General features: G+C 71.9%; 20 protein-coding genes. 14 read left to right on the top strand and 6 right to left on the bottom strand.

All coding sequences use genetic code 11. The annotated features are described in order from the left end of the window. Positions 1 to 5 precede the first annotated feature (5 nt). Both AB0J55_RS25125 and AB0J55_RS25120 read right to left on the bottom strand, forming a co-directional pair. Positions 6 to 416 (bottom strand): hypothetical protein, encoded by a 411-nt coding sequence (locus tag AB0J55_RS25125; RefSeq protein WP_086848121.1) that lies wholly within the window; start codon positions 414 to 416, stop codon positions 6 to 8. A 64-nt stretch (positions 417 to 480) separates the two neighbouring features. Further along, positions 481 to 894, bottom strand: a complete 414-nt coding sequence (locus tag AB0J55_RS25120; RefSeq protein ID WP_364252939.1) for a hypothetical protein — start codon at positions 892 to 894, stop codon at positions 481 to 483. A 95-nt stretch (positions 895 to 989) separates the two neighbouring features. Here AB0J55_RS25120 and AB0J55_RS25115 point away from each other — a divergent pair, with 95 nt between their 5' ends. The 4 genes from AB0J55_RS25115 (at position 990) to AB0J55_RS25100 (ending at position 5,318) form a co-directional block, all read left to right on the top strand. After that, complete coding sequence (locus AB0J55_RS25115; protein ID WP_364252936.1) at positions 990 to 1,613, top strand: heme-copper oxidase subunit III; 624 nt, start codon at positions 990 to 992, stop codon at positions 1,611 to 1,613. Positions 1,614 to 1,675: 62 nt separating this feature from the next. Continuing rightward, on the top strand, positions 1,676 to 2,494 hold the full coding sequence (locus AB0J55_RS25110; protein WP_364252933.1) for a c-type cytochrome: 819 nt from the start codon (positions 1,676 to 1,678) through the stop codon (positions 2,492 to 2,494). Then, positions 2,491 to 3,645, top strand: coding sequence for a ubiquinol-cytochrome c reductase iron-sulfur subunit (locus AB0J55_RS25105; protein WP_364252930.1), 1,155 nt, complete (start codon positions 2,491 to 2,493; stop codon positions 3,643 to 3,645). The genes AB0J55_RS25110 and AB0J55_RS25105 overlap by 4 nt, the downstream gene beginning before the upstream one ends. After that, positions 3,642 to 5,318, top strand: a complete 1,677-nt coding sequence (locus tag AB0J55_RS25100) for a cytochrome bc complex cytochrome b subunit (RefSeq protein WP_364252927.1) — start codon at positions 3,642 to 3,644, stop codon at positions 5,316 to 5,318. Before AB0J55_RS25105 ends, AB0J55_RS25100 begins: the two co-directional genes overlap by 4 nt. A 51-nt stretch (positions 5,319 to 5,369) precedes the next feature. Here AB0J55_RS25100 and AB0J55_RS25095 read toward each other — a convergent pair whose 3' ends face one another. The 3 genes from AB0J55_RS25095 to AB0J55_RS25085 form a co-directional block, all read right to left on the bottom strand. Beyond that, on the bottom strand, positions 5,370 to 5,519 hold the full coding sequence (locus AB0J55_RS25095; protein ID WP_364252924.1) for a YdeI/OmpD-associated family protein: 150 nt from the start codon (positions 5,517 to 5,519) through the stop codon (positions 5,370 to 5,372). Then, positions 5,516 to 5,797 carry an Lrp/AsnC ligand binding domain-containing protein gene (locus AB0J55_RS25090; protein ID WP_013224084.1) on the bottom strand — a complete coding sequence of 94 codons (282 nt, stop codon included), beginning with the start codon at positions 5,795 to 5,797 and terminating at the stop codon, positions 5,516 to 5,518. Before AB0J55_RS25090 ends, AB0J55_RS25095 begins: the two co-directional genes overlap by 4 nt. Before the next feature lie 176 nt (positions 5,798 to 5,973). Continuing rightward, positions 5,974 to 7,677: a DEDD exonuclease domain-containing protein gene (locus AB0J55_RS25085; RefSeq protein WP_364252921.1), complete on the bottom strand. Its 1,704-nt coding sequence runs from the start codon at positions 7,675 to 7,677 to the stop codon at positions 5,974 to 5,976. Between the two features lie 300 nt (positions 7,678 to 7,977). On the opposite strand from AB0J55_RS25085, the gene AB0J55_RS25080 reads away from it, so the two are divergent. The 4 genes from AB0J55_RS25080 to AB0J55_RS25065 all read left to right on the top strand — a co-directional run bounded on the left by AB0J55_RS25080 (position 7,978) and on the right by AB0J55_RS25065 (position 12,500). Further along, positions 7,978 to 9,375 (top strand): NYN domain-containing protein, encoded by a 1,398-nt coding sequence (locus tag AB0J55_RS25080; RefSeq protein WP_364252918.1) that lies wholly within the window; start codon positions 7,978 to 7,980, stop codon positions 9,373 to 9,375. Positions 9,376 to 9,509: 134 nt separating this feature from the next. Next, positions 9,510 to 9,767, top strand: coding sequence for a hypothetical protein (locus tag AB0J55_RS25075; protein ID WP_364252915.1), 258 nt, complete (start codon positions 9,510 to 9,512; stop codon positions 9,765 to 9,767). Between the two features lie 440 nt (positions 9,768 to 10,207). Next, the gene (locus AB0J55_RS25070) at positions 10,208 to 11,263 is read left to right on the top strand and encodes an NlpC/P60 family protein (protein ID WP_364252912.1); all 1,056 of its coding nucleotides are present in this window, start codon (positions 10,208 to 10,210) and stop codon (positions 11,261 to 11,263) included. A 79-nt stretch (positions 11,264 to 11,342) separates the two neighbouring features. Continuing rightward, positions 11,343 to 12,500, top strand: a complete 1,158-nt coding sequence (locus tag AB0J55_RS25065) for a glycosyltransferase family 4 protein (protein WP_364252909.1) — start codon at positions 11,343 to 11,345, stop codon at positions 12,498 to 12,500. Here the strand turns inward: AB0J55_RS25065 and AB0J55_RS25060 are convergent. Beyond that, complete coding sequence (locus AB0J55_RS25060; protein WP_364252906.1) at positions 12,497 to 13,111, bottom strand: uridine kinase; 615 nt, start codon at positions 13,109 to 13,111, stop codon at positions 12,497 to 12,499. The genes AB0J55_RS25065 and AB0J55_RS25060 overlap by 4 nt on opposite strands. A gap of 64 nt (positions 13,112 to 13,175) precedes the next feature. Here AB0J55_RS25060 and AB0J55_RS25055 point away from each other — a divergent pair, with 64 nt between their 5' ends. The 6 genes from AB0J55_RS25055 to bioD all read left to right on the top strand — a co-directional run bounded on the left by AB0J55_RS25055 (position 13,176) and on the right by bioD (position 21,891). Next, positions 13,176 to 13,589 carry an SRPBCC domain-containing protein gene (locus AB0J55_RS25055; protein ID WP_364252903.1) on the top strand — a complete coding sequence of 138 codons (414 nt, stop codon included), beginning with the start codon at positions 13,176 to 13,178 and terminating at the stop codon, positions 13,587 to 13,589. Between the two features lie 23 nt (positions 13,590 to 13,612). Then, positions 13,613 to 14,824, top strand: a complete 1,212-nt coding sequence (locus tag AB0J55_RS25050) for a cytochrome P450 (protein WP_364252900.1) — start codon at positions 13,613 to 13,615, stop codon at positions 14,822 to 14,824. A 102-nt stretch (positions 14,825 to 14,926) separates the two neighbouring features. Then, positions 14,927 to 16,207 (top strand): adenosylmethionine--8-amino-7-oxononanoate transaminase, encoded by a 1,281-nt coding sequence (locus tag AB0J55_RS25045; RefSeq protein WP_364252897.1) that lies wholly within the window; start codon positions 14,927 to 14,929, stop codon positions 16,205 to 16,207. Between the two features lie 207 nt (positions 16,208 to 16,414). Then, positions 16,415 to 18,643 carry a SulP family inorganic anion transporter gene (locus AB0J55_RS25040; protein ID WP_364252894.1) on the top strand — a complete coding sequence of 743 codons (2,229 nt, stop codon included), beginning with the start codon at positions 16,415 to 16,417 and terminating at the stop codon, positions 18,641 to 18,643. A 229-nt stretch (positions 18,644 to 18,872) separates the two neighbouring features. Further along, positions 18,873 to 21,050 (top strand): bifunctional SulP family inorganic anion transporter/carbonic anhydrase, encoded by a 2,178-nt coding sequence (locus tag AB0J55_RS25035; protein ID WP_364252891.1) that lies wholly within the window; start codon positions 18,873 to 18,875, stop codon positions 21,048 to 21,050. A gap of 121 nt (positions 21,051 to 21,171) precedes the next feature. Beyond that, positions 21,172 to 21,891 (top strand): dethiobiotin synthase, encoded by a 720-nt coding sequence (bioD, locus tag AB0J55_RS25030; protein ID WP_364253110.1) that lies wholly within the window; start codon positions 21,172 to 21,174, stop codon positions 21,889 to 21,891. Positions 21,892 to 21,941: the final 50 nt, after the last annotated feature.

The following is a 21,941-nucleotide window of genomic DNA, read 5'->3' as shown; positions in this document are numbered from 1 at the left end:
CGGGCTCAGCCGTTCACGACGGGGACCCGTCGCGCGCGCAGCACGTCGGCGACGGTCTCCGCGGCGGTCAGCGGGTCCAGCGGGTGCACCAGCACGGCGTCCGCCTGCGACCAGGTGGCCAGCCACCGGTCGTCCTTGCGCCGCACGGCGACCACGATCGGGGGACAGTCGGTGATTTCACTCTTCAGCTGACGGCAGAGGCCGATGCCGCCGGTCGGCTGGGCCTCGCCGTCGAGGATGGCCAGGTCGACGTTCCCCGCGTCCACCTCGGACAGCACGTCGGCGATGCCGGCCGCCTCGACGTAGTCCACGCGCGCCAGGTCGGCGGCGGGCCGCCGGCCGACCGCGTTCACGATCGCCTCGCGCACCTCCGCCTTGTGGCTGAACACCAGGACCCGCATCGACCGCTCGCCCATGTTGGACACGCCCTCTCTCGTCACCGCACCACTCGCACGCCGATCGTATCGGCCGAGACCGACATCACGCGGTCGGCTCCGGCTGGAGCGCGTCCCAGCCGAGCGCGTCGCCGCCCAATCGTTGCGCGAGACCGGCCATCCGGGACCGTTCCTGGGCGCAGTGCAGGGCGTCGAGCACCTGGACGCGCACAGCGAGCACCCGCGCGAGATCGCCGGAAACCCCCTGTTCCCGCAGCTCGTAGCCGTCCTGGGCGAGGATCGACGCCGCCTCGGCGAGCCGGTCCGGAGGCAGCAGCAGGTGGTGCCGCAGGACGGCCGGTGCCGCGGCGACCCAGGCGGGTGAACCGGCGAGCACGGCGGAGTCCGCGACGACCGGGTCGAAGGCCTCCGCGACGATCTCCAGCCCCGGCGTGTCAGGCGTCAGACCGGGCGTTTCCCGCTTCTTGACCAGGTCAAGCAGGCGGTCGAGTAAACCCATGAGTAGCTCTCACCTTCCCGGGCATCCGGTGTGATCGGTTACGCAGACGACCCGCCGTGGACCCACCCGGCGGAGCGGTGGTGCGAGAGGACATAATGCGACGCGTGACAACGGCAGCTCCCACCATCAGTCAGCGGGTCCACTCGCTGAACCGGCCGAACATGGTCAGTGTCGGCACCATCGTGTGGCTTTCCAGCGAGCTGATGTTCTTCGCCGGACTGTTCGCGATGTTCTTCACCGTCAAGGCGCAGAACTCGTCCGGCCAGTGGCCGCCGCCGCTGCACGGCGAGGAGTTCAAGCTCAACGTGGCGTACGCGATCCCGTTCACGGTGATCCTCGTGCTGTCCTCGCTGACCTGCCAGTTCGGGGTGTTCGCCGCGGAGCGCGGTGACGTCTACGGGCTGCGCCGCTGGTACATCGTCACGTTGATCATGGGCGCGATCTTCGTCGGCGGCCAGGCCAACGAGTACCACAACCTGGTCGAAGAGGGCATGACGATCCCGTCCGGCCCGTTCGGCACGGTCTTCTACCTCGCCACCGGGTTCCACGGCCTGCACGTCATCGGCGGGCTCGTCGCCTTCGTGTACCTGCTCATCCGCACGAAACTGAGCAAGTTCACGCCCGCCCAGGCCACGTCGGCGATCGTCGTGTCCTACTACTGGCACTTCGTCGACATCGTGTGGGTCGGCCTCTTCGGTGTGATCTACCTCCTTCCGTAGGTCCGCCTCAGCCGCCACCACCTTCACCATCGGCCTGAACTGACAGCAAGGGTTGCCGCAAGATGACCACCAGCACGAAATCCTCGGAGCGCCGCTACCGCGCGCGGTCGAAGCTGCGGAGGCGGTTCGCCGGCCTGCTCGCGCTCGGCATCGCGCTGGTGGGCGCCGGCGCCCTGTACGCCGTGTTCGCCCCGGAGCCGCAGACCGCGCAGGCCCAGGGCACGCCGGCGCAGCTGCGTCTCGGCGAGCAGGTCTACAACAACACCTGCATCGCCTGCCACGGCGCGAACCTCGAGGGCGTGCAGGACCGCGGGCCGAGCCTGATCGGCATCGGCGACGCCGCGGTGTACTTCCAGACTTCTTCGGGCCGCATGCCCGCCGCGCGCCAGGAGGCGCAGGCCGAGCGCAAGCCGCCGAAGCTGACCGAGGCCGAGATCGACGCGGTCGGCGCCTACATCCAGGCGCACGGCGGCGGCGTCCAGCGTCCCGCCGAGAAGGGCGAGGCCCTGCGCGGGAACGACCCGGCCCGCGGTGGCGAGCTGTTCCGCCTCAACTGCGCGTCGTGCCACAACTTCACCGGCCGCGGTGGCGCGCTGTCCGCCGGCAAGTACGCGCCGAACCTGGACCCGGCCAGCGAAGAGCAGATCTACACGGCCATGCTCACCGGCCCGCAGAACATGCCGAAGTTCTCCGACCGGCAGCTGTCGCCGGAGGAGAAGAAGGACATCGTCGCCTACGTGAAGTCGGTGTCGGACGGCAACAATGACCCGGGTGGTAACGGCCTCGGCGGGGTCGGCCCCGCTTCGGAGGGCGTCATCGCCTTTATCGTCGGGATCGCCGCGCTGATCGGCGTGACGTTGTGGATTGGATCGAAGGCATGAGTGCCGAGGGGCCGAAGCCGCCGACGGAGGCGGAGCTGGCTGAGATGGACCGCGACCAGCTGCTGAAGCTGGGCGGTCAGCTCGACGGCGTCGAGATCGTCGAGTACCCGACCCCGTGGCCCGTGGAGGGCACGCGGGCGGAGAAGCGGGCCGAGCGCCTGGTCGCGTTCTGGTTCGGGCTCTCCGCGCTGGCCGGGATCGGGTTCGTCGTGTCGCTGATCTGGTGGCCGTGGAAGTACGAGGCGCCGGACAACGAGAGCGGCCACTTCTGGTACAGCCTCTACACCCCGATGCTCGGCATCACGCTCGGCCTGGCCATCCTCGGCCTGGGCATCGGCGTGATCCTGTACACGAAGAAGTTCGTGCCCGCCGAGGTCGCGGTGCAGCAGCGGACCGACGCGGACGGCGCCGGGTCGGCCGAGGTCGACCGCGCGACGATCCTCGCGCACCTGGCCGACGCCGGGAACCGCAGCACGATCGCCCGCCGGTCGCTGATCAAGCGCTCGGCGATCGCCGGGGCCGGCGCCCTGGGCCTCGCGGCCGCCGCGCTGCCGGTCGCGTCCTTCATCAAGAACCCGTGGAAGGACAGCGAGTCCCGCGACTCGCTGTGGCACACCGGCTGGAAGCCCAACTACCCGGGCGAGAAGGTCTACCTGCGCCGGGCCACCGGCAAGCCCATCGAGGATCCCAAGGACGTCAGCCTGGTCAAGGCCGAGGACCTCGACGCCGGGGCGATGGAGACGGTGTTCCCGTACCACAAGGAAACGGACACGACCCCGGAGGCGCTGGCCGCGGCGCTGACCCGCGTCGACAACCCGGTCATGCTGATCCGCCTGCGCCCGACCGACGCCGCCAAGGTGGTCAAGCGGGCCGGCCAGGAGGACTTCAACTTCGGCGACTACTACGCGTACACGAAGATCTGCAGCCACGTCGGCTGCCCGACCTCCCTGTACGAGCAGCGGACCAACCGCATCCTGTGCCCGTGCCACCAGTCGCAGTTCGACGCTCTCCACTACGGCAAGCCGATCTTCGGCCCGGCGACGCGGCCGCTGGCCCAGCTACCGATCACGGTGGACGAAGAGGGATACTTGTACGCGCGAGGCGACTTCATCGAGGCCATCGGTCCGGCCTTTTGGGAGCGTAAGTCATGAGTTCACTCACCACGCCGACCAAGGGCTCGAGTGCCGTGGAGCGGCATCTGGGCGAGGCCGCGAACAACGCCGACCAGCGGTACCGGCTGGCCAAGGGCCTGCGGCACCAGATGAACAAGGTGTTCCCGACGCACTGGTCGTTCCTGCTGGGCGAGATCGCGCTCTACAGCTTCATCATCCTGCTGCTGACCGGCGTGTACCTGACGCTGTTCTTCGACCCCTCGATGCAGGAGGTCGTCTACAACGGCAGCTTCAAGAACATGCAGGGCCTGGAGATGTCCCAGGCGTTCCGCACCACGCTGGACATCTCCTTCGACGTCCGCGGCGGCCTGTTCATGCGGCAGCTGCACCACTGGGCCGCGCTGATCTTCGTCGCGTCGATGGCCGTGCACATGCTGCGCATCTTCTTCACCGGCGCGTTCCGGCGCCCGCGTGAGGCGAACTGGGTGATCGGCGGGCTGCTGCTGATCCTGGGCTGCTTCGAGGGCTTCTTCGGCTACTCGCTGCCGGACGACCTGCTCTCGGGTACCGGTATCCGCGCGACCCTGTCGGGCATCGTGCTCTCGGTGCCGGTGGCCGGGACCTGGATCCACTGGGCGCTGTTCGGCGGGGAGTTCCCCGGCGACCAGATCATCCCGCGGCTGTACACGCTGCACATCCTGCTGATCCCGGGCATCATGCTCGCCCTGGTCGGGGCGCACCTGGCGCTGGTCTGGTACCAGAAGCACACCCAGTTCCCGGGCGTGCGCCGCAAGGAGAGCAACGTCGTCGGCGTCCGGATCATGCCGTACTTCGCGCTCAAGGGCGGGGCGTTCTTCACCCTGGTCGTCGGGGTGCTGGCGCTGATGTCGGGGCTGTTCCAGATCAACCCGGTGTGGAACTTCGGCCCCTACAACCCGGCGCAGGTGTCGGCGGGTTCGCAGCCCGACTGGTACATGGCCTGGGCCGACGGCATGCTCCGGATCTGGCCGGCCTGGGAGGTCTACCTCGGGAACTACACGATCCCGGCGGTGTTCTTCCCCGGCGCGATCGGCATGCCGATCCTGTTCGGCCTGCTGCTGGGCTACCCGTTCATCGAGCGGAAGCTGTCCAAGGACACCGCGCACCACAACCTGCTCCAGCGGCCCCGGGACACCCCGGTCCGCACGGCGCTGGGTGCGATGGCGCTGGGCTTCTTCATGGTCATCGAGCTGTCCGGCTTCAACGACATCATCGCCGACAGCTTCGACATCTCGCTGAACGCGACGACCTGGGCCGGCCGCATCGGCGTGCTGATCGTGCCGCCGCTGGCGTACTACTTCACCTACCGCATCTGCCTGGGCCTGCAGCGGGCCGACCGCGAGGTGCTGGAGCACGGCGTCGAGACCGGCATCATCAAGCGGCTGCCGCACGGTGAGTTCATCGAGATCCACCAGCCGCTCGGCGGCGTCGACAGCCACGGCCACGCGATCCCGCTCGAATACCAGGGCGCGTCCGTCCCGAAGAAGATGAACAAGCTGGGCTCGGCCGGTCAGGCCGTCCCGGGCACGTTCTGGTCGCCGGACCCGGCGGACGAGACGGTGGCGCTGCAGCGCGCCCACGGCAACGGGCACGGCGGTGGCGAGAACGGCCAGCACGGCCAGCACGGCGAGTTCGACTCCGCGGAGACGGCCTCGGCCGCCAAGCAGGACTAGGTTCGGCCACGACGAAGGCCACCTCCTCCGGGAGGTGGCCTTCGGTCGTTTTCAGGGCTTCGCGGCGCGGAGCCGGGCGATGGTCTTCTCCACCCGCGAGACGCGCGTCTCGGGCCTCTTGGCCTCGGCGACCCACTGGACGTACTCACGCCGGTGGGAGGGCGGCAGGGCCTCGAACCGGGCCGCGGGGGGCTCGCTCAATCCTCGACGCCGATCGAGAAGGCCGATTCCGTGTCGGCGCGGGAGTAGGACCGGAACGCGATGTGCGTGACGGTGTCCAGCACGCCCGGCACCTTCCCGATCCGCCCGGGGATCAGGTCGGCCAGCTCCTCGTGCGTCGACACCTTGACGGTGGCGATGAGATCGACGTCCCCGGCGCACGAGTAGACCTCGCCGACACCCTCGATGTCGGCGATCGCCTGCGCGGCGTCCGGGATCGCGTCCGCCTCTACCTGGATCAACACGATCGCGGTGATCACCCTGGGTCCTCCAAGACTCGGCTGTGGGGTCGCCCGCGATCCTAGCTACGCCGCGGTGGGCCCCGACCGGCGCGCGGCCCGCGCCCCCAGGCGGCCGCCGCGAGCCGACCCTCCGATCACGTGAACCGACCCTCCAGGCACGCCGACCGACCGGCCGGATTCGCGAGGCGCGTGCGTCAGCCGACGTGTTCCAGCGAATGCGCCTCCGACACCAGGTTCAGCCAGCCCTGCCAGCCCGCCACGGCCGCCGGCTCGGCCCAGGGGCGGGTGGTGCGGACCAGTCTCACCCCCGGGCGGGCCAGCCAGCGCAGCAGCACCCCCACCTCCTCCGGTGGTGCCCCGTGCAACGGCCCCGGGTCCGGGAGGACCGTCTCCGCCGAAGCCACCAGCGCCTCCACCACCGGCATCGGCGGTACCCCGCGGCGGGCCACGCCCGCCGAGGCCAGCCTGCCGTAGCGGATCACCGCCAGCTCCCAGCCTCCCGCGCCGTCCGGGCCCGCCGCGATCAGCTCGCCGATCGATGCCAGCGATGCCTGGCGGTGCGCCCGGCCCAAGGCCCGGATCAGCCCCGCCAGCTCGTCGCGGTGCCGGGCCGCCTGCTCGTAGTGCTGCCCCTCCGCCAGCCGCTCCACGTGCGCGGCCGCCGTGTGCAGGGGGCGGCCGTCCAGGCCCGCGATCAGGCCCGACACCGACTCGACCGCCGGGCCGTACGCCTCCACGCTCTGCCGTCCCGCGCACGGCGCGCCGCACCGGCCCAGCTCCGCCAGCACGCACGGGGTCCCGTTCGGCGACCGCGGTGAGATCCGCTGGGTGCACGTCCGCAGGCCCGACGCCCCGGCCAGGGTGTCCGCCGTCGTGCGGGCGTCCGCCTGGTTGCGGAACGGGCCCAGCACCCCCGGCCGCGGCAGGCGCACCACCGACAACCGCGGGAACGCCTCGTCGGTCAGGCCGATCCACCAGCCCTGGTGGCGGTTCTTCGACCGCCGGTTGTACGCCGGGCGGTGCGCGGAGATCAGCCGCAGCTCCCGGACCTCCGCCTCCAGCGCGTGCGCGCACACGACGTGGTCGACGCGCTCGGCCAGCGCGACCATCTCCCGGATCCGGGAGCGGTTCTCCGAGCCCGTGAAGTACGTGCGCACGCGCCGCCGCAGGTCCTTCGCCGTGCCGACGTACAGGACCTCGTCCTTCGGCCCCTTGAACAGGTAGACGCCGGGAGCCGACGGCAGGTCCGCCGCCAGGTGCCGCTTCGCCCGCTGGGCGACCGTCACCTCCGGCAGGTACCCCATCAGCTCTTCGAGGGAGTGCACGCCCAGGTTGCCGACCCGCTCCAGCAGGCCGTGCAGGACGTCCACCGTCGCCCGCGCGTCGTCCAGAGCCCGGTGCGTCGGCCGCGTCTTCGCTCCGAACAGCAGCGCGAGCGCCGTCAGGTTGTACCGGCCGACCTCGTCCCGCGGCACCACCCGCCGCGCCAGCCGGACCGTGCAGACGACGGTCAGCTTCGGCCACACGTACCCGTGGCCTTCGCAGGCCGCCCGCATGTGCGACGTGTCGAAGCCCGAGTTGTGCGCGACCAGCACCGAGCTCCCGATGAACTCGAGGAAGGCGGGCAGCACCTCCTCGATCGGCGGCGCGTCGTACACCATCGCCTGGGTGATCCCGGTCAGGGACACGATCTGCGGCGGGATCACCATCCCCGGGTTGACCAGCGTGGCGAACTCGCCGAGCACCTCGCCGCCGCGGACCTTCACGGCGCCGATCTCGGTGATCCCCGACGGCCCCGGCGGAGCCCCGGTCGTCTCGAGGTCGAACACGACGAAGGTGGTGTCCCGCAACGGGGTTCCGAGCTCGTCGAAGGCGAGCTGTGCCTGGACCGGACGCATGAGCGGGACCCTAGAGGCGACCACCGACAGTTTCCGCGCGCCGCCGGTCCGTGTGCCGGCTGCGGTACGGCCGGAACCCGGGCCGGGCTGGGGTTGCCGGTTCGTGCCTCGGTGGTTCCGCCGCCTGCTGGCAGGCCGCGGCCTGCCAGGGCTCGGCCGCCGAGGGGCCTGTGTTCACCGGCCGCATCCGGTTCGTTTCGCCGCGCGGCCGGCCGGTCGCCCGGGGCCCTCCGGCCGGGTGGGCCGCCGGTCCGTGTGCCGCGCGGGGCGGGATGTGGGGGCGGGGCCTACCCTGGACCAATGCACCCGCAGCCGCTCGTGCCGGAGCCGCCGGGGGATCCCGTGGGTCCCTCGGGTGTCGCGGCGCGCCCGGAGGTGGCCGGGGAGCCCGCTGACCAGGACGGACGGCCCGAACCCGCCACCTGGCCCACCCTGCCGGAACCGGTACGGGACCGCATCGCCGAGCTCGCCGCGGCCGCCGTCGCCAAGCTGCCCGCCACCGATGTGCCCCGCCAGCTGCGGCCGGTCGCCAAGTTCGCCCCCGCCAAGCGGGCCAAGCTCGGGGGCGCCGCGCTGCTCGCCGCCCTCGGTGAGTCCTCGCAGTTCCGCACCGCCGTCATCGAATGGCTGCGCGAGCACCGCACGGACGTGCTCGACCCGAACGCCGCCGACTCGGTCGCCGCCGCGGCCGCCGCCGTGCTGCTCGGGGAGTCCGGGGCCGCCGGGCGCGTCCGGCTGGTCGCCCGGAACGCCGAGGAAAACGCCCTGCGTGCCGAACGCGACGCCGCGCTCGCCCGCACCCAGCGGCTCGAAGCCGAGCTCGCCCAGGTCCGCGCCGAACTCGCCGAAGCGAAACAAGCCGCCGAAAACGCCCGGGGCGAGCGCGAAGGCGAAGTCGAGAAGCTCCTGAAGCGCCTTCGAGAACAAGGCGTCCAGCTGCGCCAGGCACGCGACGCGGCCGAAGCGGCAGCCGCCGACGCCGAACGCGGCTCCGCCGCCCACGTCGACGAGATCGCCTCGCTCACCAGCCAGCTCGAACGCGAACGCCAGCGCGTCGCCGGCGAACGCGCCCGTGCCGAACGCGCCGTCGCCGACGCCGAGATCGCCCGCCAGTCCGCCCGCGAGGCCCGGCAGGCCGACGAGGTCCGGCTCGCCCTGCTCATCGACACCATCGACGGCGCCGTCACCGGCCTGCGCCGCGAACTCGCCCTCGGCGCGCGCGGGGCCCGCCCGGCGGACATGGTCCGCGGTGCCAGCCCGGGCACCGGCCAGGGCGGCAGGATCGCCGACGTGTCCACGCTGGACCGCTATCTTGCGCTGCCCAACGTGCACCTGATCGTCGACGGCTACAACGTCACCAAGACCGGGTATCCCGAACTCGCCCTCGCCGACCAGCGCGACCGGCTGATCCACCAGCTGTCCGCGCTGGCCGCGCGCACGTCCGCCGAGGTCACCGTCGTCTTCGACGGCGCCGGCGTGCTCTCCGTGCCCGCTTCGGTGCCGCGCGGGGTGCGGGTGCTGTTCTCCGACCGCGGGGTCCTGGCCGACGACGTGATCCGCAACCTCGTCGCCGCCGAGCCCGCCGGGCGGCCCATGGTCGTCGCGACGTCCGACCGCGCCGTCGCGGACTCGGTCCGGGGCGGCGGAGCCCATCCGACACCGGCAGCGGTGCTGGTCAGCCGGTTGTCTAGGGTCTGACCGAGCTTTTCGGGGGTCCGGGTGGCGAAGCCCCCGGCCCGGGGCGAAGGCCCCGGTATGACGCTGACCGCCCGAAATTGTCGGTGGTGGCCCTTACCGTTCTCCTCAGTCAGTTCCGACGTGAGGAGGACCACATGGGCGACACCCCCGAGCTGTCCGAAGTGGACGTCTCGCACATCGCCGTTTCGGACATCGAGAACCTGGTGGTCGACTGCGACCGCTGCGCCGTGCGCGGCATCTCCTGCCACGACTGCGTGGTGAACGTGCTGCTCGGCGCGCCACCCGCGGTGGTGTGGGACGCGGACGAGCGGCGCGCGGTGGACGCGCTGGCCGAAGCCGGGATGGTGCCGCGGCTGCGGCTCGTCGAAGAACCGGTCCGGCGCTCCGCCTGATTTCCACCGTTTCGTGACGGCGCGCCGAATGGTCGATTGAATCGGTGAACGGTCGGTAGTCGAAAAGCCCGCCGGAAAACCCCAGCGTGTAACGCCCATCACACGATGGCTCCCGCCCTGGTCCGATGGTGTGCAGCGGTGTCACTCAGCGTTTTTGGCCGAGAGGTGGTGGACGCGGTGGCGGTCTTTTCGTAACCTGTCCGAGATCTCGTGGCCCCCGGCCGTCTGAAGAGGCGGCGACGCGAGATCGCCGCCGGGCGCAGCTTTGTCGGGAAGCTGGGAACCGGAACCACCACCGCGTGCTTCACCTGTTGCGGTCCGTGCATGTCAAAGCGCGGTCCGGGCGCGTGGTGGGTGGGACAGCGGTGAAGAGGAACTCCCCGGCCTCTTCGCGCCCCGGTCCCCTTCGGCGGCCGAGACCAAAGGAGACCCGCGCGACCGTGCAGTCGCATTCCCTCAGGCGCGTGGTTTCAGGTGCCCTCGCCGCGGCCTCGGTGATCACCCTCGTCACCGTGGCGCAGCCGTCGGCCACCGCCGCCCCCGTCCCCGTCCTCCAGACCCCGCCCACCGGCTCCGACGCCCTCGCCCAGTACCGCGACCTCGCGGCCCAGGCCGAGAAGCTCAACGAAGACCTGCTGTCCGCCCAGGACGACCTGAAGAAGAAGCAGGCCGAGCTCGACAAGGCCACCGGCGACGTCAACGCGGCCAAGGAACAGGCCACGAAGGCGTCCGAAAGCCAGAAGAAGTACCAGACCGAGGTCGACAAGTTCGCCGGTGCGTCGTTCACCAGCGGTGTCCAGCTGAACAAGCTGTCGGCGCTGCTGGCGGGCACGTCCACCCAGGACTTCCTGGACCGCTCGTCGGCGCTCGAGGTCATCGCGACCGGCAAGAACGCCGCGATGGGCAACCTCACCGGCGCCGTCCAGGAGGCCACCGACGCGGCCGCCAAGGCCAGCGACGCCGCGAAGCGCGCGCAGGACGCGCGGGACGCCGCGGCGAAGCTGACCGAGGACATCAAGGCCAAGCAGAAGACGCTGCAGGACCAGATCGACCAGCTCGAAGCGGCCAACAAGAACCTGAGCGCCTCGGACAAGGCCGCCCGGAGGGACACCGGCGGGACGCCCCCCTCCAACATCCAGGCGCCCACCGCGGCCGCGCAGAGGGCGGTCGACGCGGCGTTGAGCAAGCTGGGCAGCGCCTACGTCTACGGCGCGACCGGCCCGACCAACTTCGACTGCTCGGGCCTGACGATGTGGGCCTACAAGCAGGCCGGCATCACCCTGCCGCGGACCAGCCGCGAGCAGTCGACCTTCGGCGCCGCGGTGCCGCGGGACCAGCTCCAGCCGGGCGACCTCGTGTTCTACTACTCGCCCGTTTCGCACGTCGGCATGTACATCGGCGACGGCAAGATGGTGCACGCGCCCGACACCGGTGACGTCGTGAAGATCTCGCCGCTGCAGAGCCAGTATGCGGGAGCCCGCCGCCCGACGGCGTAATCCCCGAAGCAGCACCCTCCAGGGGCGGTACCGCGGACGCGGTGCCGCCCCTGGTTCGTCGGTGGCTAGCCTTTGGGGCGTGCTCAAGACCCTGCTCGTGACCAACGACTTCCCGCCCCGGCCCGGGGGGATCCAGAACTACCTGAACTCCCTCGCCACCCGGCTGCCGGCGGACGACCTGGTCGTCTACGCGCCGTCGTGGGAGTCGCGGACGGGGTCGCACGAGGAGTTCGACGCCGAGGCGCCGTTCGAGGTCGTCCGGCACCCGACGTCCCTGATGCTGCCGACGCCGGACGTGCTCCGCCGGGCGAAGCAGATCATGCGGGCGAGGGACTGCGAAGCCGTCTGGTTCGGTGCGGCCGCCCCGCTCGCGCTGCTGGGACACCCGCTGCGGCGGGCCGGGGCGCGCCGCGTCGTCGCGTCGACGCACGGGCACGAGGTCGGCTGGTCGATGCTCCCGGGTTCGCGGCAGGCACTGCGGCGCATCGGCGACACCGCGGACGTCCTCACCTACGTCAGCCGGTACACCCGCGGCCGCTTCGCCGCGGCGTTCGGCCCGATGGCCGGGCTGGAACTGCTGCCGTCCGGGGTGGACACCGAGCTGTACCGGCCGGACCCGGCAGGGCGCGCGGAAATCCGCGCGCGGCACGGTCTCGGCGACCGGCCGACCGTCGTGTGCGTGTCGCGGCTGGTCCCGCGCAAGGGCCAGGACCAGCTGATCCGCGCGCTGCCGAAGATCCGCGAGCAGGTCCCGGACGCGGTGCTGCTGATCGTCGGCGGCGGCCCGTACCGCAAGACGCTCACCGGGCTGGTCGCCGAGCTGGGCCTGGAGCGCGACGTCGTGCTCACCGGGTCGGTGCCGTGGGCGGAGCTGCCGGCGCACTACGCGGCGGGCGACGTCTTCGCGATGCCGGCCCGCACCCGCGGCAAGGGCCTGGACGTCGAAGCGCTCGGCATCGTCTACCTGGAGGCCTCGGCGACCGGCCTGCCCGTGGTGGCCGGCAACTCCGGTGGTGCCCCCGAGACGGTCCTCGACGAGGTCACCGGGCACGTCGTCGACGGCCGCGACGTCACGCAGCTGGCCGAAACCCTCGCCAGCCTGCTGGCCGACCCCGTGCGCGCGCGCCGGATGGGCGAAGCGGGGCGCCGGTGGGTGTCGGCGAACTGGCGCTGGGACGTCATGGCGCGGCGGCTGTCCGGCCTGCTCGACGGCGATCCGGTGGCCGTCGTCCGTTAAGGCGTGTAGAGCGCCGGGTGCCGCGGATCGTCGACGCGCACGACGACGTCGGCGAGCGAGCTCGGATCCACCTCTTCCTCGTAGCGCTCGTAGGCCGGGACCGCCCAGGCCTCCGGTACGCGGCGGCGCAGCGCGGCGGGGGAGAGCCACAGGTGCACGGCCAGGTCGAAGGCCAGCCCCGCGCCCAGCAGCAGCTCGCCGTCGACGAGCACGACCCCGCCTTCGGGCAGCGGCACGCGTTCGGCGCGGGTCGCGCGGTCGCGTGCGGCGTCCCACAGCGACGGCAGGACTTCGCCGGACCCCTTGAGCGGATCGAGGACTTCGCGGCGGAGGGCGCCGAGGTCGAGCCAGTCGCTGTAGCGGGCGTCGGGATTGGTGCGGCCGTGCTCGAAACGCAGGGACGCCGGGCGCAGGAAGTCGCGCGCCGACACGCGCAGGGTCGCGCGGCCGCGCAGGCGCAGCGGGTCGACCAGGGCGTCCGCGAGTTCCCCGGTTTCCGTCGCGCCGGCCGCGCCGTCGACGGCCACCGCGATCCGCGGCGTGGTCAGCGCGTCGATGCGGTCGGTGAGTTCTTCGGCCAGGACGGCGGGGGAAATCGGGCGGTAGCGCACGGGTACTGATCCTCCACCCGGACCGGTGGCCGGTTTTGTCGTACCCCGGTGGCACGATGAGGACATGACTTCTTCAGTGGGGAAGACGGCCGATGTGGGGTGGAACATCGGCGTTTCGCGCACCCTGCCGTACCCGGCCGGGACGGTGTGGGACTTCCTGGTCAGCCGTGAGGGCGTCGCGATCTGGCTCGGCCCCGGCGTCGAGCTGCCGCGGGAACCGGGCGCGGAGTACGAAACGGCGAACGGCACGGTCGGCGAGATCCGCAGCTTCGCCGAAGGCGACCGGGTCCGGCTCACCTGGCGGCCGAGCGACTGGGACCACGACTCGACCGTGCAGGTGCGGCTGAGCGGCGCCGGGGCCAAGACGACACTGAGGTTCCACCAAGAATGGCTTGCGGACGCGGAAGAACGCGAGGAACAGCGGGCATACTGGCAGGACGTGACCGAGCGCGTCGTGGCGGCACTCGCCGAACGCTGACGCGGTGAGGCTTGGGGGATGAGATGACGAGCGACGAAATCGTCGAGGTGGCGGAGGACTTCGCCCAGGACGCGCACCTGTTTTCGGAGATGCTGCGCGGGGGCGGCCCGGTGCGCCGGGTGCGGCTGCCACCACGGGGACTGCCGTGCTACCTGGTCACCGGGTTCGCGGACGCGCGGTCGCTGCTGGCGGATCCGCGGCTGCACAAGAACAGCGCGGGCATCCGGGCGCTGTTCGAGGCGAAGCTGCCGCCGGAGGCCCAGATGAGCGGCTTCGGGCAGGACCTCAGCCAGCACATGCTCAACTCGGACCCGCCGGACCACACGCGGCTGCGGAAACTGGTGAACAAGGCGTTCACCGCGCGGACGGTGGCGCGGCTGCGGCCGCGGGTCGAGGAGATCACCGCGGGACTGCTCGACGAGCTGGCCGGGCAGGAGCGGGCCGACCTGGTGGCGTCGTTCGCCGCGCCGCTGCCGATCACGGTGATCTGCGAGCTGCTCGGGGTGCGCGAAGAGGACCGCTCGGAGTTCTCCGGCTGGTCGAAGACGCTGCTGAGCGCGGCGGCGCGCCCGGAGGAAATGCTGGCGGCGGCGCAGAGCATGTTCGGCTACCTCACCGGCCTGATCGCGCAGAAGCGTGCGGAGCCGGCCGAAGACCTGCTGTCGGACCTGGTGCACGCGACCGACGACGGCGACTCGCTGTCCGAGCCCGAACTGGTGTCGATGGCGTTCCTGCTCCTGGTCGCCGGCCACGAGACGACGGTCAACCTGATCGCCAACGGCACGCTGGCCCTGCTGCGCGAGCCGGAGCAGCTGGCCCGCCTGCGCGCGGAGCCGGAGCTGCTGCCGGGCGCGGTGGAGGAGTTCCTGCGCTTCGACGGCCCGATCCACCTGGCGACCCTGCGGTTCACGGCCGAGCCGGTGGAGGTCGGCGGCGTGACGATCCCGGCGGGCGAGTTCGTGCTGGTTTCCCTGCTCGGAGCGAACCGTGACGCGGAGCGGTACCCGGAGCCGGACCGGCTGGACATCACCCGCCCGGCCGGCGGGCACCTGGCCTTCGGGCACGGGATCCACTACTGCGTGGGGGCGCCGCTGGCCAGGCTGGAGGCGGAAATCGCGCTCGGGGGGCTGCTGGCCCGGTTCCCGGACATCGCTCTGGACGCCAAGCCGGACGAGCTCGTTTACCGGCCCAGCTCGCTGGTGCACGGGTTGGAGGCGCTGCCGGTCCGCCTGTGATACCCGGACAGGTCGTGAGTGGCAAGGCGAGTCAGAAACTCGCCTTGGCCCTCACGACCGGTGGCGGACTGCTCGGCGGCGGCCGTGTCGTAGGGTCGGCGGATGGACTCCGCCGACCTGCTCGCCCTCGATGCCCGGCACGTCTGGCACCCCTACGCCCCCATGCCGGCGAAGGTGCCGTCGCTGCTGGTCACCGAGGCCAGCGGGGTCCGGCTCACCCTGGCCGACGGGCGGGAGCTCGTCGACGGGATGTCCTCGTGGTGGTCCGCTGTCCACGGCTACCGGCACCCCGTGCTCGATGCCGCGCTCGCCGCCCAGGCCGGGCGGATGAGTCACGTCATGTTCGGCGGTCTCACGCACGAACCCGCCGTCACCCTGGCCAAGACCCTCGTCGACCTCACGCCCGAGGGGCTCGAGCACGTCTTCCTCTGCGACTCCGGTTCCGTCTCCGTCGAGGTCGCCGTCAAGATGTGCCTGCAGTACCAGCGTTCCCGCGGGAAAACCGCGAAGCACAAGCTGCTCACCTGGCGCGGGGGCTACCACGGGGACACCTTCACCCCGATGAGCGTCTGCGATCCCGAGGGCGGCATGCACTCGCTGTGGCGCGGGGTGCTGCCCGACCAGGTCTTCGTGCCCGCGCCACCGTCCGGTTTCGACACCCCGCCGGATCCGTCCTATGTGGACATGCTGGCCGCGGAAATCGAGCGGCACCGGCATGAACTGGCCGCGGTCATCGTCGAACCGGTCGTGCAGGGGGCCGGGGGGATGCGGTTCCACCACCCCGGCTACCTGCGCGCCCTGCGGGAGCTGACCGCGGCGCACGACGTGCTGCTGATCTTCGACGAGATCGCCACCGGCTTCGGCCGCACCGGTTCGTTCTTCGCCGCCGGGCACGCCGGCGTGACGCCCGATGTCCTGTGCGTCGGCAAGGCCCTCACCGGGGGCTACCTGAGCATGGCCGCGGCCCTGTGCACGCCGGAGATCGCCGCCGGGATCGCGCGGGGCGAACTTCCCGTGCTCGCGCACGGCCCCACCTTCATGGGCAACCCCCTCGCCTCGGCCGTCGCCAACGCGTCGCTCGGGCTGCTCGCCGGTGGAAGCTGGCGAACCGACGTCTCGCGGCTGGAGAAGGGCCTGCTCGACGGCCTGGCTCCGGCGCGCGACCTGGCCGCCGTCGCCGATGTCCGCGTGCTGGGCGGGATCGGGGTGCTGCAGCTCGACCACCCCGTCGACATGGCCGTCGCCACCGAGGTCGCGACCGCGCACGGCGCCTGGCTCCGGCCGTTCCGGGACCTCGTCTACGCCATGCCGCCCTACGTTTCGACTGACGACGACCTGGCCGTGATCATCCGCGCGATGCTGGCCGTCGCCGAAAAGGCGTGAATTCAGCACATCGGGTGTGATCGCGGGCACAGCGAGACCCGAAGTCCCCTCATCGTCGCACTGCGTGTCCGGTCAAGATTTACACCACGCGAACGGCGGAGGCGGTAAGTGTGAAAGCCGGGTCCGCCCGGTCGATCCTGTGCCCGGCGGAACGCGAGAAATGCTTGCGTAGCGGACTTTTCGCCCGTTTTCGGCGATCCTGCCCCCATGATCGAGATCGTTCGTGGCGAGCACGACACCGGACCGCCGTCGCACCAGAAACTCCAGGACCTCAAACACGATTTCTTCGCTTCGATAGTCGTCTTCCTCGTCGCCGTCCCCCTGTCCCTCGGCGTGGCCTTCGCCGCCGGGGCGCCGCTGCTCTCCGGCCTGATCTCCGCTGTCGCCGGCGGGCTGGTCGCGAGCCTGCTCGGCGGATCGCCGCTGCAGGTCAGTGGCCCGTCCGCCGCCCTCACCGTGGTGCTGGCCGACACGATCGCCACCCACGGCTGGCCCGTCACCTGTGCGATCACCGTCGCCGCGGGCCTGCTCCAGATCGTCTTCGGCCTGACGCGCCTCGCCCGCGCCGCGCTCGCCGTGTCGCCCGCCATCGTGCACGGCCTGCTCGCCGGCATCGGCGTCACGCTCGTGCTCGGCCAGCTGCACGTCGTCCTCGGCGGCTCGGCGCAGGGCTCCGCGCTCGCCAACGTCCTGGCGCTGCCCGGGCAGATCGCCGCGCACCACGATCAGGCCGTGCTGATCGGCGTCGTCACCCTCGGCGTCCTGCTGGCCTGGCCGCGGTTGCCGAAGGCCGTGCGCCGGGTGCCCGCGCCGCTGGCCGCCGTCACGCTGGCCACCGGGCTGTCCGTACTGGCCGGGATGAGCCTCCCGCGCGTCGACCTCCCGGCCGGGCTGCCTGCGCTCCACGTCGTGCCGCGGCTGCCCGATGGCGGCTGGGCCGGCTTCGCGCTCGCCGCGCTCACCATCGCGCTCATCGCCGGCCTGGAGAGCCTGCTGTCCGCGGTCTCGGTGGACAAGCTCCGCGGCGGCCCGCGCACCGACCTCGACCGCGAGCTCATCGGGCAGGGCGCGGCGAACGTCGCCGCCGGCGCGCTCGGCGGGTTCCCGGTCACCGGCGTCATCGTGCGCAGCATGACCAACTACGAGGCCGGCGCGCGCACCCGGGCGTCGGCGCTCCTGCACTGCGTGTGGATCCTCGCCGCCTGCCTGCTGTTCACCGGGCTGCTGCGGCTGATCCCGCTGGCCGCGCTCGCCGCCCTGCTGGTGTACGTCGGCACGAAGCTGGTGAACCTCAACGGGCTCAAGGAGGTCCGGCGGCACGGCGACCTGCCCGTGTACGTCGTCACGCTGGCCGGCGCGGTCGCCGTCAACCTGCTCACCGGGGTCGCGGCGGGGATCCTGCTGGCGCTCGCGCTGATGCTGCGGCGGATGATCTTCTCCGGGATCCACGTCGAAACGGACGGCGACCGCCACCGCGTCGTCATCGAAGGCGCGCTGACGTTCCTGTCCGTGCCGCGGCTGACCCGGGTGCTCGCGGAAGTGCCCGCGCACGCCGACGTCACGCTCGAGCTGCTCGTCGACTACCTCGACCACGCCGCGTTCGACTGCCTGCGTGGCTGGCAGCAGGCGCACGCCGGGCCGGTGACGGTCGACGAGATCGGGCACCCGTGGTTCGAACGCGGCCGCTCGGGGGAGCCGACCGTGCGCCGCAGCGTCGCCGCGCGGGTCGTGCCGCGGTGGCTCGCGCCGTGGTCGGAGTGGCAGGCCGAGCACGTCGTGCTGCCCGCGCAGCGCACGGCCAGTTCGCTGCTGTGCCGCGGCGCTTCGGAGTTCCAGCGCCGCACTGCGCCGCTGCTGCGCGACACGTGGAGCGGGCTGGCGCACGGCCAGCAGCCGCACACGCTGTTCATCACCTGCGGCGACGCGCGGATCGTGCCGAACCTGATCACCACCAGCGGGCCGGGTGACCTGTTCACCGTGCGGAACATCGGCAACCTCGTGCCGCCGGCCGGCGGCACCGACTCCTCGGTCGGCGCGGCGATCGAGTACGCCGTCGGGGTGCTGGACGTCGCCGAAATCGTGGTGTGCGGGCACTCCGGCTGCGGCGCGATGAAGGCGCTGCTCGGCCGGGCGCCGGACGGCCTCGAACAGCTCGGCAGCTGGCTGCGCCACGGCGAAGCGACGTTGCGGCGCCGTGCCCGCGAGGCGCCGCTGCTGCTCGGCGGCGAGCGGCCGGCCGCCGAGGCCGACCAGCTCGCGCTGCAGAACGTGGTGCAGCAGCTGGAAACCCTGCGCGGCTACCCGGTGGTCGCGGCGGCCCTGGACCGGGGTGCGCTGCGGCTCACCGGGATGTACTTCGACGTCGGCGCGGCGCAAGTGTCCCTTTTGGACAGTTCCGCGCGCGGGTTCGTCCCTGCGGGCGCGCTGGAGCACTGACCGCTAGCGCCCCAATGTGGCGTTCGGTGCGCTGGACGTACCCAACGCCACATTGGGGTGGTCCGGAAGCTGTTGTGTCGTACGGGATTCAACTGTCACGCGACAGAAATGAGGACCCGTGAACGGCGTGTTAACGCGGTGCCCGATATGTGACGTTCAGGCTAAATGTGGCGAGTTGTTCACTCGATCGGGTGGTACATAGCGGACATTTCACTCGATTTCCTGTTGCATGGTGATCATGAGACCCCTCGCCGTGCTCCGACACGACCTGCCGGCCTCACTGGTCGTCTTCCTCGTAGCTGTCCCCCTGTCCCTCGGCATCGCGCTCGCTTCGGGCGCCCCGGTCGCCGCCGGGCTGGTCGCCGCCGTCGTCGGCGGTATCGTCGCCGGCGCGCTCGGCGGCTCCGCCCTGCAGGTGAGCGGGCCCGCCGCCGGCCTGACCGTGGTCATGGCCGAAACCATCCAGACGTTCGGGTGGGTGGTCACCTGCGCGATCACCGTCGCCGCCGGCGCGTGCCAGATCCTGCTGGGGCTGAGCCGCATCGCCCGGGCCGCGCTGGCCATCTCGCCGGCGATCGTGCACGGCATGCTGGCCGGCATCGGCGTCACGATCGTGCTCGGCCAGCTGCACGTCATCCTCGGCGGCAAGGCCCAGAGCTCCGCGCTGGAGAACATCGCCGAGCTGCCCGCCCAGATCGTCGCCCACCACGACTCCGCCGCCATCGTCGGCCTGCTCACTATCGGCATCCTGCTGGTCTGGCCGAAACTGCCCGCAGCCGTGCGCAAGGTGCCGGGGCCGCTCGCCGCGATCGCGGTGGCCACGGTGGTGTCGGTGGCCTTCGGGATGACGCTGCCGCGCGTCGAACTGCCCGGTGACCTGCTGAACATCCACCTCGTCCCGCAACTGCCCGACGGCGGCTGGGGCGGGTTCGCGCTCGCCGTCGTCACGATCGCGCTGATCGCCAGCGTGGAAAGCCTGCTCTCGGCGGTCGCGGTCGACCGCATGCACACCGGGCCGCGCGCCAACCTCGACCGCGAGCTGGTCGGCCAGGGCGCGGCCAACATGCTCTCCGGCGCGCTCGGCGGGCTGCCCGTCACCGGCGTCATCGTCCGCAGCTCCACCAACGTGGCCGCCGGGGCGAAGTCCCGCGCGTCGGCGGTGCTGCACGGCGTCTGGGTGCTGCTGTTCGTCGTCCTGCTCGCCGGCCTGATCCAGAGCATCCCGCTGGCCGCACTGGCCGGGCTGCTGGTGCACGTCGGCGCGAAGCTGGTCAACCCCGGGCACATGCGGACCGTCCTCGCCCACGGCGACCTGCCCGTGTACCTGCTCACCCTTGCCGGGGTGGTCGTGTTCGACCTGCTCACCGGCGTGCTCGCCGGGATCGGGCTGGCGCTGGTGCTGATGCTGCGCCGCACGGTCTGGTCGGGGCTGCACGTCGAGCGCGAGGGCGACGACTGGCGGGTCGTCGTCGAAGGCGTGCTGACGTTCCTGTCGGTGCCGCGGCTGTCGAAGGTGCTCGGGAGCGTCCCGGACGGCGTGACGGTACGGCTGGAGCTGGTCGTCGACTACCTCGACCACGCCGCCTTCGAAAGCCTGCACACCTGGCAGCAGGCGCACGAGCGCGCCGGCGGCACGGTGGAGGTCGACGAGGTCGGCCACCCGTGGTTCGGCGAAGGCAAGGCGGGCCGCCCGACGCGGTCCCGGATCGCCGCGAGCCGGGCGGTGCCGCGCTGGCTCGCGCCCTGGTCGGCGTGGCAGGCCGTCGAGGGGATCCCGGCGCAGCAGACCCGCCGCGGCGCGACCGAGTTCCACCGCCGCGCGGCGCCCCTGCTGCGTGACACGCTGTCGGGGCTCGCGGACGGCCAGCGGCCGCGCACGCTGTTCATCACCTGCGGCGACTCCCGGATCGTGCCGAACCTGATCACCACCAGCGGCCCGGGCGACCTGTTCACCATCCGCAACATCGGCAACCTCGTCCCGCCCGGGCAGGCCGACGCGTCGATGAACGCCTCCATTGAGTACGCGGTGGGTGTGCTCGGGGTGGCGGAGATCGTGGTGTGCGGCCACTCGAGCTGCGGTGCGATGGCCGCCCTGGCCGACGGCCCGCCGCCGGGGCCGCTGTCGGCCTGGCTGCGCCACGCGGAGCCGAGCGCGCACCGCCTGGGTGCGGCGACGCTGGACGGCGCCGTCCCGGACCGGGAGGGCGACCGGCTGGCCTTGCACAACGTGCTCCAGCAGCTGGACCACCTGCGCGAGTACCCCTCGGTGGCGGCGGCCGAATCGGCCGGGAAACTGCAGCTGACCGGGATGTACTTCCACGTCGGCGACGCCCAGGTGTACCTGTTCGACGGCGCCGGGCGGACCTTCCGCCCGGCCGGGGCCCCGGTGGCCGTGCCGGGCGCCTGACCCACCCGTCGTGAGTGGCAAGGCGAGTTCTCACTCGCCTTGCCACTCACGACCGCGGGCGGCTGACCACGGCCCGCGTGCGCGTGCGGTGGGTGAGTCACTAAGTTGATGGTTCGTGACCATGCTGGTGATGACGGGGACCGGGACCGGGGTCGGCAAGACGATCACCACGGCGGCGATCGCGGCCGTGGCGGTGGCCGGGGGGCAGCGGGTGGCCGTGCTGAAGCCCGCGCAGACCGGGGTGCGGCCCGGCGAGGACGGTGACCTGCAGGACGTCGTCCGGCTCGCCGGGGCCGGGGTCACCACCCGGGAGCTGCGCCGCTATCCCGATCCGCTCTCGCCGGAGGCCGCCGCGCGGCGCAGCGGGCTGCCCGCGCTCGATCCCGGGGAGATCGCGCAGGCCGCGTCCGACCTCGACACCGACCACGACCTCACCCTGATCGAAGGCGCCGGCGGGCTGCTCGTGCGCTTCGACAGCGCCGGCGCGAGCCTTGCCGACGTCGCCTGGTCGCTCGGGTCGCTCGTGATCATCGTGGCCGAGGCCGGGCTCGGGACGCTCAACGCCACCGCGCTCACCGCCGAGGTCGCCACCAAGCGGGGGCTGACCGTCGCCGGGGTCATCATCGGGTCCTGGCCGGCCGAACCGGACCTCGCCGCGCTGTCCAACCTCGAAGACCTGCCGGTGGCGGCCGGTGCGCCCCTGCTCGGCGCGCTGCCCGCCGGGCTCGGGGACGCCTCGCGCGAAGAGTTCCTGGCCGCCGCGCGGACCGGGTTGTCGCCGTGGTTCGGCGGGGAGTTCGACCCGGAGCTTTTCGCGGGGTGCGCTTCCGCCGGGAAGTGACCTGCATCGCTGTCCCCTCGGCGCCCCGTCGTGCACGATGAGGAACGTTT

This window comes from Amycolatopsis sp. NPDC049688, from assembly GCF_040674975.1.
Taxonomy (GTDB): domain Bacteria; phylum Actinomycetota; class Actinomycetes; order Mycobacteriales; family Pseudonocardiaceae; genus Amycolatopsis.
The sequence above is the reverse complement of the archived record's forward strand: the minus strand, read 5'-3'. Positions and strand labels throughout refer to the sequence as shown.